This is a genomic window from Streptomyces sp. M2CJ-2 (assembly GCF_016757295.1).
Taxonomy (GTDB): Bacteria; Actinomycetota; Actinomycetes; order Streptomycetales; family Streptomycetaceae; genus Streptomyces.
In genome coordinates, this window is record NZ_JAESIF010000006.1 from 190,053 (window position 1) to 204,210 (window position 14,158).

Here is a 14,158-nt window from a genome sequence, read left to right on the forward strand (position 1 = left end):
TGCCCCCCGTGGTGGAAGTGGACTGACCCGTGACACCCTGTGGCGGGGAGGGGGATGTCATCCATGGCCAATTCGAGGAAGGTGGACTGATTCAGATGGCGCAGTGGACCTCGGCGGTGGGTGCAGCGCAGCTCGCCCGGCTGCTCCATTCCCAGCAGAACCGGCCGACCGGCCCGGGCACCCGCCGCCCGCCCGCCTATCGGGCCCTGGCCGACGGGATCCGGCTGCTGGTGCTCGAGGGGCGCGTCCCGGTGGCCGCCCGGCTGCCCGCCGAGCGGGAACTGGCCCTGGCCCTGTCCGTCAGCCGCACCACCGTCGCCGCCGCCTACGAGGAGCTGCGCGGCGAAGGGTTCCTGGAGTCACGACGCGGCGCCGGCAGCTGGACCGCCGTGCCGGCCGGGAACCCGGTGCCCGCGCGGGGACTGGAACCGCTGCCCCCCGAGGCCCTCGGCTCGATGATCGACCTCGGCTGCGCCGCCCTGCCCGCGCCCGAACCCTGGCTCACCCGCGCCGTACAGGGCGCCCTCGAGGAACTGCCGCCCTACGCGCACACCCACGGCGACTACCCGGCCGGACTGCCGGCGCTGCGCTCGACGATCGCCGACCGGTACACCGCGCGGGGCATCCCGACCATGCCCGAGCAGATCATGGTGACGACCGGGGCGATGGGCGCCATCGACGCCATCTGCCACCGTTTCGGAGGCCGCGGCGAGCGCATCGCCGTCGAGTCGCCGTCCTACGCCAACATCCTCCAGCTGATGCGGGAGGCCGGGGCCCGGCTGGTCCCCGTCGCCATGGCGGAGGGGCTGACCGGCTGGGACCTGGACCGCTGGCGGCAGGTGCTGCGGGAAGCGGCGCCGCGCATCGCGTACGTCGTCGCGGACTTCCACAACCCGACCGGTGCGCTCGCCGACGAGGACCAGCGCCGCCGACTGGTGGACGCGGCGCGCTCGGCGGGGACCGTCCTGGTCGCCGACGAGACCATGAGCGAACTCTGGCTCGATCCGGATGTGGAGATGCCGCGCCCCGTCTGCGCCTTCGACCCGGCCGGATCCACGGTGGTCACGGTCGGCTCGGCGAGCAAGGCGTTCTGGGCCGGCCTGCGTATCGGCTGGGTGCGGGCGGCCCCCGACGTGATCCGCGGTCTCGTCGCCGCGCGCGCGTATGCCGATCTGGGCACGCCCGTACTGGAGCAGCTCGCGGTGAACTGGCTGTTCGGCACGGACGGCTGGGAGCGGGCCGTGGAGATCCGGCGCGCGCAGGCCCGGGAGAACCGGGACGCGCTGGTCGGCGCGGTGCGCCGGGAACTGCCCGACTGGGAGTTCGAGGTCCCGCGCGGCGGGCTCACCCTGTGGGTGCGTACCGGTGGGCTCTCGGGGTCGCGGATCGCCGAGGCGGGGGAGCGGGTCGGGGTACGGGCGCCGTCGGGGCCGCGCTTCGGGGTCGACGGGGCGTTCGAGGGATATGTGCGACTGCCGTTCACCGTGGGCGGCGCGGTGGCCGAGGAGGCGGCGGTACGGCTGGCCGCGGCGGCACGGATCGTCGAGACCGGCGGGACGTCGGGGGTGGAGGTGCCGCGCTCCTTCGTGGCGTAGCCACGGCGGACGGGCGGCGCCTGCGCGCGGTGCCCGAGGGGGGGGCGGCGGCAGGCGGTGTGCGGTCAGGAGGATTCGGCGACGGCCGCCTCCGCGGGCACGTTGTCCTCGGTGCGCTGGTCGGCCATCGTGGGGGCCGTGTCCACGGAGGTCTCGTCGACAGGGACCTTGGACAGGAGGCCGGGTACCGGCCGTGTGCGCTCGGGCGCCCGCGCCTCCGTTTCCGCCGGAGTCGTCCGGGCCGGGAGCAGGTCCAGCACCGCCTGCCGGTGGGCGTCGCTGGTCGCGTCGTCGTACGGGTTCGGCGTGGCCGGCACCTGGAGCCGGTGGACCGGGCCCGTGCCCAGACGGGCGTAGCCGCGACCCGGGGGGACGTGTTCGACGGGTGTGGTGTGCGGGGGAGCGCCCAGGACGGCCGCCACCTGTTCCTGTGTCGCGGGTCCGAGGACGACACGCGCGCGGGTGTGCTGCCGTACCGCGTCGGTGAGGGTCTCCATGCTGTCGAGCTGATCGGCGACGACCACCGTGACGTTCACCGGGCGGCCGTGCCGCAGCGGGACCTGGAGCAGCGACTGGGGGTCCTCGCGGTCGTCCGCGGCGGCGAGGTGCGTGAACGTGCTCGGGCGGTCCAGCAGGATCCAGAGCGGCCGCCTGGTGTCCGCGGGCGGCGGATCGCCCGCCTGGTGGGCCCGGTTGGCGGCGATCAGACGGCGCTCCGTCTCGTGCGCGGCCCACTGGAGACTGGCCAGAGCCCCCGCCAGGCCGCACTCGACGGAGAGCACGCCGTCCCGGCCGGTGAGGCACGCGTACTCACCGGTGTCGCCGCCGTCGATGATCATCACATCGCCGTGGACCAGTGCCTGCAGGGCGACGGAGCGCAGCAGCGTGGAGGTACCGCTGCCGGGGTGACCGACCGCCAGCAGATGGGGCTCGGTGGAGCGGATGCCGGTGCGCCAGACGACGGGGGGAACGTCGCGCTGCTTCTCACCGTGGGTGAGTGGCAGGGTCCGCCGCACCCGGGTGGGATCGGTGAAACCGAGGACCGTCTCGCCGGGGGACGTGACGAAGCGCTGGGCGGCGATGTCGGTGGGCAGCGGGGCGAGGACGCGGACCGTGAGCTGGTTGCCCTCCTCGTCCCAGGCGAAGTGGTATTCGCGGCCGCGCCCCGACTTGGCGGCGAGCAGGCGCTCGATCCGGGCGCGGGACTCCGGTTCGCCGTCGGTGTAGTACGCGGGATAGCTGATCAGCAGGTGGGTGATGCGGCCGGTGCCGTCGAACTCGTACGCGGGGAAGGCGTTCTCCCACGCGCCGCCGTGGGTGTAGAGGGGATCCGGGTCCTCGGCGGACGAGAAGTACGGCACCAGGGCGTGGTACAGCGACCTCAGGCGCTTGACCTGCGACTCGTCGGGCCCGTCGGGCGTGGCTGGGGCACGGTCCCGGCCCTGCCAGGCCGCCGCCGCCATCAGGATGATGACGGCGAGCAGGGGGCCGTAGGGGAGGAGCGCCACGACCAGGACCACCGATGCCACCAGGAAGAGCAGAGCTCCGCGCCGCTCCTTGGGGGTGGCGAGCCACCTGCGCCGTCCGGCCGAGGCGAGCCGGCGCAGTCCGCGCGTGATCGTGATGAGCGGATGGAGGACGTCCGTGGCGCTGTCGGCCGCCGTCCGGGCCAGCTCCCGGCTCCGGGCGAGCTGGATGCCGCCGTTCCTCAGGATGTGGGGAAGGGGGCGCCGGGCCACTGCTGCCTCCAGTGTGTGCGGGTGGGCGGGTACGTCGGGAGATGGGGCGCGGTGGGTCAGAACCTGATTCCACCGAGGAGGCCGGCCAGGCTTTCGCCGCCCGCCTTGATGCTCGGCGCGATGGCCGTACTGGCCAGATAGAAGCCGAACAGCAGGGCTACCACGGCGTGCAACGGCTTCAGGCCGTCCTTGCGGCAGAAGATGAAGAGGACGACGCCGAGCAGGACCACGCCTGAGATCGAGAGGATCATGTGAGTTCTCCTGGTTCGCGGGGACAGTCACCATGAGTACTTCCAGGCTCACAGAATGTATCTATACGACAAAAGGTGCAACTGGGTTAATCGGCTCATGTTTCGCCCGGTCGGCGGACCGTTGCGGACCGTTCCCGACCCGGCGGACGTGGGCTGTCGCATCCGGCTGCATCCGGCCGGGTGCCCCGTGATCTTTACCTCGGACGCGTCTGCTCATGTGCCGCACGAGCCAGTACCCTGGCGATTCACCCGTACGGCTCTGCACCGCTCGCAGACGTACGCCCTGTCCCCGATGTGCGGAGTGATCCGTGGTGAGAGGCGGTCCGGCCGATATGACTGAAGCCCCCGACCCCGAGGTCGTGGAGCTGGCGACCAAGATCTTCGATCTGGCCCGGCGCGGCCGGACCGGGGAACTCGTGGCCTACGTCGACGCGGGTGTGCCTGCCGACCTCACCAACGACCGGGGCGACTCGCTCGTGATGCTCGCCGCCTACCACGGTCATGCCGAGACGGTCCGCGCGCTGCTGGAGCGCGGTGCCGACGCCGACCGGATCAACGACCGGGGACAGACCCCGCTCGCCGGGGCCGCCTTCAAGGGCGAGATCGAGGTGGTCAAGGCCCTTCTGCACGGTGGTGCCGACCCTGCCGCAGGCACTCCCTCGGCCGTCGACACGGCCCGGATGTTCGACCGCGCGGAACTGCTCGAACTGTTCGACGAACGCTGAACCGTGCATGGGGCCGAAGCCGGACCGAGCGCTGAACCGGACGTCGCGCCGAGCACTCCGACCGGCGAGGACACGGGGGAACCGCGGGAAACCGCGGGAAACCGCGGGGAACCGCGAGAATCTGCGGGAATCTGCGGGAAACGGAGTAGGCGGTACGAGGCCGCCGGAATTCGGTCGCGGCAGATGTGACCGCCGGGTCATCATGACGACGTGATTCACGGACGCGATGGCTGGGCAGGTGTTGCCGCACCGCGCGGGCCGTGACGCGGTCCGCACGGGCCACCGACGAGAGGCAGAGGAAGATGGTCTACAGCAAGCAGGAAACGGCGGGCGCCCCGACGTGTTGGCACGCGGCCAGGTAATGCACGTCCCCGGTTGCGTCGACGCTTGATGTGAGGCTGTTTCCCATGTTCGATCCGGTCATAGCGCCCAGCGGTACGCTGCTCGGCCTGCTTCAGCGTGGCCGCGGCGACGGCACGCTGCACGCGCTCACCGCCCCGCGCTCCGAAACGCTCGCGGCACTGAACCACTGCGTGCTGCACGATCCGCGCCACGACTGGCAGGTGGAGAACCGCTCCCTCTACTACGCCCGCCTCTATCTCGATCTGCACGGCGAACTGGACGCGATCGAGGCGCACCTCTTCGAGGCCGAGGACATCCTCGACACCGAGGAGTCACGCACCGGGCTCGCCCTCGCGGTCCTCGGGCACCTCGCCTCCTACGGCAGGCGGGATGCGCTCGTCCTGCTGCGCAGGTACGCCGCCCAGGGCTCCAACTGGGCCTGGGCCCTGGACGAACTCGCCCTCCGGGACGACGACGCGGGTCTGCGCGCACTCGCCGTCCCGGTGCTCGCGCGGTTCACCACCGATGCCGAGGGTGAGGCCGAATTGGCCGCCACCGTCCGCGACGCCTTCGAGCCGCGGCCCTGGCGCCTGTGGGCCGACGATCCACGCGAATCCGTCGCCACGCGCGTGCGCGGCGCCCAGGAGACCGGCTGCTTCGACCGCTGGCAGCGGCAGATGCGTCCCACCGGTCCCCGCCCCGGGTGGAGCGTGCGGGCCGTCTTCGAATGGGCCCAGCAGGGAATCGAGCGTGGCGCCGCCCTGCATGTCCCGGCCGCCCGCTGCCTGAGCGCCGTGGCAGGCCCGGAGGACCGGCCGGAGATCGTCCGGGCCGCCGAGGACGGCACCGAGGGGGCCCGCTGCACCGCCTTGCGCTATCTCGCCGACGGCAATGATCCGGACGCCCTCACCCTGATCGAGGGCGCCGTGGCCACCGGGTCGGCGCCCGTCGTGGAGACCGCCGTCGACGCGTTCGAACGCATGCGCAGTCTCGCCGCCGTCGACCGTGCGCGCCGCTGGGCCCACCGGCCCGACGCCCTGGGCGCCGCCGCCGGCCGTGTCCTCGCCCTTCGGGGCGGCGCACAGGACCGGGACCTGGTCCTCGCCGCGCTGCGCGAGGCGGTACGGGGCGAGGGCCCCGACGCGCCGGCCCTGTGGACCCTCGTCGACGGCGCCGGACGCCTGGGCATCGCCTGTGCCGCTCCCGTGCTCCGCCACGTCTACCGGGAGACCGCCTCCTCCCATCTGCGCGGCCGGGCCGCCCGCGCACTCGCGGCCACCGATCCCTCCTTCGGCAGCGGCTTCGCCGTCGAGTGCCTCTGGGACTGCGAGGAGTCCACTCGCGAGATCGCCGCGCGGCACGCCGAGACCGGCGACGCCCGAGTCTTCGAGCGCCTGCGCCGGCTCGCCGTCGACCCGGCCGAGGAGGCCGAGGTGCAGACCGCCGTGCGCAGCCGGATAGGTCCCGGGGAGACCGTCGTGTGACCCGCCCGGGGCGCGCGGTGTGAACGCCGGACGACCCGCGGGACAGGAGCACATGGCCGGCGTTCGCCCCCTGGGGGTGTGCGACGCAACGCTCATGGGACGTTCCCCGGCCGGAAAGATCCACGTTGACGTGGCCACGTCCGGCGCGGCGAGAACACCCGTATGCGAGTCGTCATCGTGACCGAATCCTTTCCCCCTGACGTGAACGGCGTGGCTCACTGCGCGCTCCAGACCGCACGACACCTCGTGGACCGCGGTCACAGCCCTGTTGTCGTCGCCCCCGCCGCCCCCACCGCCGCGGGCGACGAACCCGACGACCGGGCCCCGTGCCCCGTCGTCCGGATCCCCTCCCTCCCGCTCCCGGGCTACCCGCAGGTCCGCGTCGCCCTCCCCAGCCGACGCGTCACCGCTGCGATCACCGGGCACCGGGCCGATCTCGTCCATCTGGCCAGCCCCTTCGTGCTCGGTGCGCGCGGCATGGCGGCGGCCTCGCGTCTCGGCCTGCCGGCCGTGGCCGTCTACCAGACCGACCTCGCCGGGTACGCCCGCACGTACATGGGCGCGGGCGAGGCCGCGGCCTGGCGTCGGATCCGGTCCGTGCACTCGGCCGCCGACCTCACCCTCGCCCCGTCCGGCGCCGCGCGGAGCGACCTTCGGGAGCACGGCATCCCCAGGGTCGAACTGTGGCCGCGCGGCGTGGACACCGTCCGTTTCCGGCCCGAACTGCGGGACGAGGCACTGCGCCGGGAACTCGCCCCGAACGGCGAGCTGATCGTCGGCTACGTCGGCCGGCTCGCCCCCGAGAAGCAGGTCGAGCTGCTGGCCGAAACGAGCGCCCTGCCGGGAGTGCGGGTCGTCGTCGTGGGCGACGGCCCCAGCCGGCCGGGTCTGGAGCAGGCCATGCCCGGCGCGGTCTTCCTGGGACGACGGACCGGTGACGAACTCGCGAGGATCTTCGCCTCGCTGGACGTCTTCGCCCACACGGGACCGTTCGAGACCTTCTGCCAGACCGTGCAGGAGGCCATGGCGAGCGGCGTGCCCGTGGTCGCGCCCGCCGTGGGCGGCCCGCTGGACCTGGTCGCGCACGGGCGCACCGGGTTTCTGGTGCCGCCGCGCGACGCAGCCGCGGTACGGGACGCGGTGTGGTCCCTGGCCGCCGACCCCCGGCTGCGGGCCGCCTACGGGGCAGCGGGGCGCGCGACGGTCGAGGGCCGTACCTGGGCGGCCGTCGGGGACCGGCTGATCGGCCACTACACGGATGTGCTCGCCGGGCGCAGGACGGCGGTGGCGGCGTGAACGGGCCGTTGGGAACGGGGACCCTGCCGACCGGTGTGCCGGGTGCCGACGGCGCGCAGGGCGTCGGGTGCCCGCAGGGCGTGGACGGCTCGCTGCGGATCGTACGGCTCGCGAACTTCGTCGCGCCGGCCTCCGGCGGGCTGCGCACCGCGTTGCGGGAGCTCGGCAGGGGCTACCGGGCGGCGGGGCACGAGTCCGTGCTCATCGTTCCCGGCGAGCGGGAGAGCGACCAGGAGACCGAGCAGGGGCGGGTGCTCACCCTGCCGGGCCCGCTCCTGCCCGGCACCGGCGGCTACCGCGTCCTCACCGACAAGCGGCGGATCGCCGCCCTGCTGGAGGAACTCGCTCCCGACCGGCTGGAGGTGTCCGACCGTACGACCCTGCGCTGGACCGGCAGATGGGCGCGGCGGGCCCGGGTGCCCGCGGTCATGGTCTCCCACGAGACCGCCGACGGCGTGCTGCGCACCTGGGGGCTGCCGGAGGGGGTTGCGCGGCGCACCGCCGACGCCCTCAACGTCCGCACCGCCCACACCTATGCGCGTGTCGTGTGCACCACCGAGTTCGCCGAGCGGGAGTTCGCCAGGATCGGTGCCCGCAACGTCGTACGGGCACCGCTCGGCGTCGACCTGACGGAGCGGCATCCCTCGCTGCACGACCCCGGGCTGCGGGCTCGCCACGCGCGCGGGGCGGAAACACTGCTGGTGACGTGCACCCGGCTGTCCGTGGAGAAGCGGCCCGGGACGGCGCTGGACGCGCTGGAGGCACTGCTGCGGCGCGGGAGGCGGGCGGTGCTGGTGGTGGCGGGGGACGGACCGCTGCGGCCGCGGCTCGAACAGCGTGCCCGGGAACGCGGACTGCCTGTCGTCTTCCTGGGCCACGTCCTCGACCGTGCGCTCCTCGGCGCGCTCCAGGCCTCCGCGGACGTGTGCCTGGCGCCGGGACCCGCGGAGACCTTCGGGCTCGCCGCGCTGGAGGCGATGGCGTGCGGCACCCCCGTGGTGGCGAGCACCTCGTCCGCGCTGCCGGAGGTGATCGGCTCCGCCGGGGCGGTCGCGGGGGACCGGGGGGAGTCGTTCGCGGACGCCGTCGAACTCCTGCTGGGACGGCCGGAGACGGAGCGGCGCGCGGCGGCACGCGCGCGTGCGGAGGGCTTCGGGTGGGGAGCGGCCGTGACGGCGTTCCTCGACGCCCACGAGGCCCCGCGGACGGCCGCGCGGGAGGACACGGCGCCGGTCCGGCCCGTGTCCGCGGTACCGGGAGGCCCGAGATGAGACCCGTGCGGTTCGTGGCCCTCGGCGACTCGCTGACCGAGGGCGTCGGGGACCGCGCCGGTGACGGGTGGCGGGGCTGGGCCGCACTGCTCGCCGAGTCGCTGGGCGAGCAGCCCGTACGGTTCACCAACCTGGCGAAGAGCGGGGCGCAGACGCGAGACGTGCTCGAAGGCCAGCTCCCCGGGGCACTGGCCCTGCGGCCCGACCTCGTGTCGGTCGTCGTCGGGGTCAACGACACCCTGCGGCAGGGCTTCGACCTCTACGCCGTGACCAGGCGGCTGGACCAGGTGTACGCGGCCTGCGCGGCCCAGGGCGCCGTGCTGCTCACCGCGTGCCTGCCCGACCCCGGTGGCACCATGGGCCTGCCCGGAGCGCTGGCCAGGCCGCTCGCCCGCCGACAGCGCGCGGTCAACACCGTCGTCCACGCGCTGTCCGACCGGTACGGCGCGGTGCACCTGCACGCGAGCGACGGTGACTGGGCCACCGACCGTACGATGTGGAGCGCGGACCGGATGCACCCGGGCGAGCGGGGACACCGCCAACTGGCCGTCAGGTTCCACGCGCTGCTGGCGGAACGCGGTCTCGCCCCCGGACCCGCGCCCTCGCCCGAGCCGGAGTCCGCGGCACCCACCCTGACGGCGAGCCTGTGGTGGCTGGCCACCGCCGGCACCGGATGGGTGGCCCGTCGGTGCACCGATTTGCTGCCCCAGCTCCTCGCGCTCGCCGCCGACGACCTGCGGCACCGCGCGCGGGGGACGAGCGTCCGGCTCGACCTGCGGACCTCCGCCGCGGTGTCGGCGGCACTGGCCGCGCTGACGGCGGAGGAGCCCCCGGGCTTCAGGGGCGCCGCACGGCGGTGAGGGGCGCCGTACGGCGATGAGGTGGGCCGGGCCCTTCCGGTGCGGGTCCGGCCGTGTGCGGCCCGACGCGTACCGCGTCCGGAGCGAACCGGTCGTCAGCGGGCCCCGGCGGTCCCCGTGGGTTCGAAGCGGTGTGACAACCGTGACACCGGGGCGCATCTGCGTCGTTTGGGTCGTTGTCAGACCGAGGACCTAGTCTGTGCACCGTGACTTCACCTGCATCGACGGACAGTGCTCCGCCCCAGCTCAGCGCGGGCCCGCGGCCCGCGCCGGGCCCGGCGGCCGACGAGGGGCTGGCCCGGCGGCTGCGCGCACTCGCCTGCACCGCGCCGCTGCACGACCTGGACGCCCGCAAGGTCAATCTGGCCGGCGAGTACTCGGTGTACGGCATGGCGGAGGTCGCCCTGGCGGCCATCGACCTGGTCACACTGAACATGGACTTCGACACCGGTGCCGACCACGACCAGATAGTCGCCCGGCTCGTCCCGCGCATCGCCGCCCAGGCACCCAGCCGACCGGCCGCCGAGCACGAGCGGGTGGCCCGCTGGGTCCTGGAGAACCTGATCAACGTCGGCAGTGTCGACCGCGGCTTCCGCGCGGTGTACGGGGTGTTCGGCGCGGACGGCAGCTATGTCCGCCGCGACTACGACTTCAAGCTGATCGAGGAGGTCCCCGGCCCCGGCGGCACCGTCTACCTGCGGACCACGGACGAGGCGGTCAACGTCCTGGTCGGCGCCCTGGACACCGATGTCACCAGTGCCCAGATCGCCGCCGAGGTCAAACTCGAGGTGCTGATCAGCCGGGGCAGGCTCGCCGACGCCCAGCTCGCCGCCGAACAGGCCCGCTACCGGACCGTGCAGTACTCCGAATCGCTGCGCCGCGCCCTGGACGCCACCCGGCGCAACGTACGCGCGGTGGACTGGCTGAGCGCCGTTCCCGACATGATCGCCGAGGCCCTGGACCACGTCGCGGACCGGTACCGCCACGAGAACGCGATCCTCACCAACATCCGCAAGGCCCGTGACGAATCGGAGGACCCCGAGCACAAACGCAGGGCCGCCGAGCTGGTGGACATCGTCAAGGACTGCATCCGTCGGCACACCCAGTTGCAGTCCCGGTTGCTGGAGGCCGGCCCGCTGTTCCGGGCCGAACAGGACAGGCAGGCCTTCGCCACGCCGGCTTCGACCTCGGGCACGGACCTCTACGGACACCTCCTCTCCCCCCTGCTCCCGCTGCCCCTGGAGCAGGCGGTCCGGGTCACCGACGCCTTCTTCGCCCGCGGCACCGGGCTGCGTACACCGGTGTCCGTCCGTGTCGCCGACCTCGTCGACATCCTGCTGACCCCGGCGGTGGAGCGGGAGCACCTGGGCGCCGAGATGCCGGAACCCGACCTGATCGCCACCCCCGACGACAGCCGCTTCAGCGAGGAGCAGCTGGCGGCCGCGACCACCCTGCTGGAACTGCCGGCCGACGCGCCCCGACGGCTGTCCGGACTGCTCGCCGAGGCCCGCGGCCAGGACTCCGAACTTCCGTACCTGGTGGCCCTGCTGGCGGTCCACGCGGCCAGCCCGCCGGTCGGCACCGCCTACCGCCAGGGCGAGCGGCGCCTGCTCTTCGCGGTGGACGACGGTGTGGAACTGGACGACCCCGAGTTCGGCGGTGCCGATCTCATCGTCGGTACGGCTCTGCTGGACGCGGCGGGGATGGCGGCGGACCGGACGGAGGCGGCCTGATGGGCGTTCCGCCGGACCTCGGGGAGTCGGCGGTGGCCGCAGGCTCCGGGCCGGCCGCCGGTACCGTCGTTGCCGCCGTCACCGTCGTTCGCCAGCGCGAGGAGGAACCGTGTCCGTGAGCGAGCATGCCGAGTGGAGCGAGGCGGAGCCTTCCACCGCACCGGCCGGCGCCGCCGTCACACCCGCCGACGCCGCCGACGCGGCGCGGCTCGTCGCCTTCGGCCTCCAGCCCAAGCTGCAGCCGGCCCGCGACCAGGAGTACGCGGACCTGCTGCGCCGCTACCGCGAGGACCCGCCGTTCGCGCGCCTCGCCGACGCCGTGGCCACCGGCCTCGGCCTGATCGTGCTCGAGGTGTCCCCGCGCGCGGGGATGGCCGTGACCGCCGCCGAGGACTCGGTGTTCGCCGTCCGTATGGGCGACTACGCGCGGCGGACCTCCGCCGACGGCGGCGACCGGTTCCTGCACGGGCTCGCACACCTCGCCGTCGCCGTCATGGCGTTCCCGCGTCCCGAGGACCTCGCCGACGACGCCTACATCGGGCGGGTCACCGTCAACGGCGTCGACGCCTTCGTACGCCAGGCCTGCCACCGGCTGGAGGAGCGGGCCGCGGAACAGGGCGAGAACACCGACCCGGCCAGCGACGCCCCGGGGCTGGAGACGGCCTGGCGGATCTGGGCGAGACGCAGCGCGACCGGCGCGACCAAGGACGCACGTCGGCTCGCGGGTTCGACCACCGGCATCGTCGCCAAGGCCGTCACGTTCCTCACCGACTCCGGGTTCCTGCAGCGCACCGGCGACGACCACGGCGGCACCTACCGCACGACGGCCCGCTACCAGCTCCAGGTGCGCGACCTGGCAGGCGGTGCGGCCATGGCCGAACTGCTGGAGCTGGGCATCGTCCCGGTCACCGACGGCACCCCGACCCTGCTGCCCGCGGACAGCGGTGAGGACCTGGAACTGGTGGCCGGCGCCGGTCTGCCGTTCCATTCCGCCTGAGCCGTCCCCCGCCACCGCACGTTCCCGTCTCCGTCTCCACCCACGTTCCTGTCCCCGAACCACCCCGACCTGCCGAAGACTTCGAGAGTCCGCCATGTACGAGCTGTCCCGGGTCCGCCTCTACTCCATCGGGCCCGCCGGCGCGCGCTACGCCGACACCGTGCTCGACCTGCGCGGTGTCGGCGAGACCGTGCCCGAACCCGCGCCGACGCAGGCGGAGTTCTTCGCGGAGGAGCCGGTGGGCCCGCCCCGTCGGCCCGCGCCCGCCGGGGTGCTCTTCCTGGAGAACGGCGGCGGCAAGTCCGTCCTGCTGAAGCTGATCTTCTCCGTGATGCTCCCGGGCCACCGCAACACCCTCGGCGGCGCGAGCTCCGGCGTGCTGCGCAAGTTCCTGTTGGCCGACGACTGCGGACACGTGGCGCTGGAGTGGCAGCACGTACTGACCGGCGAGTGCGTCGTCGTCGGCAAGGCCAGTGAATGGCGTGGCCGCCAGGTCTCCAACGACCCGAGGAAGTTCGCCGAGGCCTGGTACTCGCTGCGGCCAGGCCCGGGACTCAGCCTGGACAACCTTCCCGTCGCCGAGGCCACCGCCGTACGGCCGCCCGCCGACGGCCAGTCCGGAGCGAAGGGCCGCCGCCGCACCATGAAGGGCTTCCGGGACGCCCTCACGGAGGCGGGCAGGACGTATCCGCACCTGGAGGTGCACTGGGAGGAGACCCACGAGCGCTGGACCGAGCACCTCGGCGACCTGGGCCTTGACCCCGAACTCTTCCGCTACCAGCGGGAAATGAACGCCGACGAGGGCGAGGCAGCCGGCCTCTTCGCGGTCAAGAAGGACTCGGACTTCACCGATCTGCTGCTGCGGGCCGTCACGGACACCCGTGACACCGACGGACTCGCCGACCTGGTCGGCGGCTTCGGCAACAAGCTGGGCCGACGCGCCGAGCTGATCGCCGAACGGGACTTCACCGCCGGTTCCGTCGAACTGCTCGGCAGGATCGTCGAAGCGGCCGGTGCCCGTACCCAGGCGCGGGAGATCCACACCGCGGCCGAACGCCGCACCCGCACCCTGGCCCGCAGGCTCTCCGCGCGCGGCAACCAGGAACGCGTCCGCGCCGCCGACCTCGCGCAGCGCGTCACCGCCGCCGCCCACGCCGTCACCCAGGCCGGAACGGCACGTGAACACAGCGCACTGATCTCGGCGGAGATCGCCTACCGGCACGCCTCCCTGGCGCTCACCGTGGCAGAGAAGTCCGCCGCCGCCCAGAAACGGGAACTCGCCGACGCGCGCACCCTGTACTCGGCATGGCAGGCCGCCGAGGCGGCGCTGCGCCACCGCGCCGCCGCCGACCGGGCAGCCAGGGTCTCGGCCGCGATCCAGGAGGCCGAGCGGGACGCGGCACCCGCGCTGGCCGCCCGAGCGCAGGCCGCCGTCGACCTCGTACGAGCCCTGCACACCGCCGCGCAGAACGCCGAGAACCTCGCCAACGAGGAGGAGGAGCGGTCCGCCGCCCTCCAGGAGGTCAGCGACGCCGCCCACCGCGACGCCACCGCCGCCGCCACCGAGGCACAGCGGGCCCGCAGCGAGATCGGCCACCTCAGGCAGCGCCTCACCGAGGTCGAGCAGGAGACCACCGAAGCCGTCCGGGCCGGTTGGCTCGACGACAGCACCCCCGACGCCGACCCGGCCCGCGCCGCCCTCGCGGCCAGCGACGCGGAGAAGACCGCGGTCGCCGCCTGGGACTCGGCCCGCGAGGCGGCCCGCCGGGCGACCGAGCACGCGCGCGAGGCCGCCGCCGCCCTGGACCGCCCGGCGGTCGCCGCCGCCCGCGCGGCGGACGCGGCCACGGCGGCCGACCGCGCCC

10 protein-coding genes and 1 pseudogene are annotated in these 14,158 nt (G+C 73.9%); 9 read left to right on the forward strand and 2 right to left on the reverse strand.

Features of this window, described 5'->3' with window-relative positions:
• The first annotated feature begins 95 nt into the window (after positions 1-95).
• Positions 96-1,595 (forward strand): PLP-dependent aminotransferase family protein, encoded by a 1,500-nt coding sequence (locus tag JL475_RS08585; protein ID WP_202276828.1) that lies wholly within the window; start codon positions 96-98, stop codon positions 1,593-1,595.
• 65 nt (positions 1,596-1,660) lie between these two features.
• Here the strand turns inward: JL475_RS08585 and JL475_RS08590 are convergent, their stop codons facing one another.
• On the reverse strand, positions 1,661-3,334 hold the full coding sequence (locus JL475_RS08590; protein WP_202276829.1) for a hypothetical protein: 1,674 nt from the start codon (positions 3,332-3,334) through the stop codon (positions 1,661-1,663).
• Positions 3,335-3,390: 56 nt separating this feature from the next.
• A complete protein-coding gene (locus tag JL475_RS08595) occupies positions 3,391-3,585 on the reverse strand; it encodes a hypothetical protein (protein ID WP_202276830.1) in 195 nt (64 codons plus the stop codon).
• Positions 3,586-3,917: 332 nt separating this feature from the next.
• On the opposite strand from JL475_RS08595, the gene JL475_RS08600 reads away from it, so the two are divergent.
• The 8 genes and pseudogenes from JL475_RS08600 to JL475_RS08635 form a co-directional block, all read left to right on the forward strand.
• Positions 3,918-4,310 (forward strand): ankyrin repeat domain-containing protein, encoded by a 393-nt coding sequence (locus JL475_RS08600; protein ID WP_202276831.1) that lies wholly within the window; start codon positions 3,918-3,920, stop codon positions 4,308-4,310.
• 407 nt (positions 4,311-4,717) lie between these two features.
• Complete coding sequence (locus JL475_RS08605) at positions 4,718-6,136, forward strand: HEAT repeat domain-containing protein (RefSeq protein ID WP_202276832.1); 1,419 nt, start codon at positions 4,718-4,720, stop codon at positions 6,134-6,136.
• A 162-nt stretch (positions 6,137-6,298) separates the two neighbouring features.
• Entirely contained in the window at positions 6,299-7,432 is a 1,134-nt protein-coding gene (locus tag JL475_RS08610) for a glycosyltransferase family 1 protein (RefSeq protein WP_202276833.1), read from the forward strand.
• 80 nt (positions 7,433-7,512) lie between these two features.
• On the forward strand, positions 7,513-8,703 hold the full coding sequence (locus tag JL475_RS08615) for a glycosyltransferase (RefSeq protein WP_202276852.1): 1,191 nt from the start codon (positions 7,513-7,515) through the stop codon (positions 8,701-8,703).
• On the forward strand, positions 8,700-9,563 hold the full coding sequence (locus JL475_RS08620; protein ID WP_202276834.1) for an SGNH/GDSL hydrolase family protein: 864 nt from the start codon (positions 8,700-8,702) through the stop codon (positions 9,561-9,563). Before JL475_RS08615 ends, JL475_RS08620 begins: the two co-directional genes overlap by 4 nt.
• Before the next feature lie 206 nt (positions 9,564-9,769).
• Complete coding sequence (locus JL475_RS08625; RefSeq protein ID WP_202276835.1) at positions 9,770-11,296, forward strand: hypothetical protein; 1,527 nt, start codon at positions 9,770-9,772, stop codon at positions 11,294-11,296.
• Positions 11,297-11,411: 115 nt separating this feature from the next.
• The gene (locus JL475_RS08630; RefSeq protein WP_202276836.1) at positions 11,412-12,293 is read left to right on the forward strand and encodes a hypothetical protein; all 882 of its coding nucleotides are present in this window, start codon (positions 11,412-11,414) and stop codon (positions 12,291-12,293) included.
• Positions 12,294-12,387: 94 nt separating this feature from the next.
• Positions 12,388-14,158: pseudogene (locus JL475_RS08635) on the forward strand (hypothetical protein); the annotation flags it as partial.

Bases quoted from the DNA above. Each gene is read 5' to 3' on its own strand.
- JL475_RS08585 (WP_202276828.1), top strand. From the start codon at position 96: ATGGCGCAGTGGACCTCGGCGGTGGGTGCAGCGCAGCTCGCCCGGCTG.
- JL475_RS08595 (WP_202276830.1), bottom strand. From the start codon at position 3,585: ATGATCCTCTCGATCTCAGGCGTGGTCCTGCTCGGCGTCGTCCTCTTC.
- JL475_RS08600 (WP_202276831.1), top strand. From the start codon at position 3,918: ATGACTGAAGCCCCCGACCCCGAGGTCGTGGAGCTGGCGACCAAGATC.
- JL475_RS08605 (WP_202276832.1), top strand. From the start codon at position 4,718: ATGTTCGATCCGGTCATAGCGCCCAGCGGTACGCTGCTCGGCCTGCTT.
- JL475_RS08610 (WP_202276833.1), top strand. From the start codon at position 6,299: ATGCGAGTCGTCATCGTGACCGAATCCTTTCCCCCTGACGTGAACGGC.
- JL475_RS08620 (WP_202276834.1), top strand. From the start codon at position 8,700: ATGAGACCCGTGCGGTTCGTGGCCCTCGGCGACTCGCTGACCGAGGGC.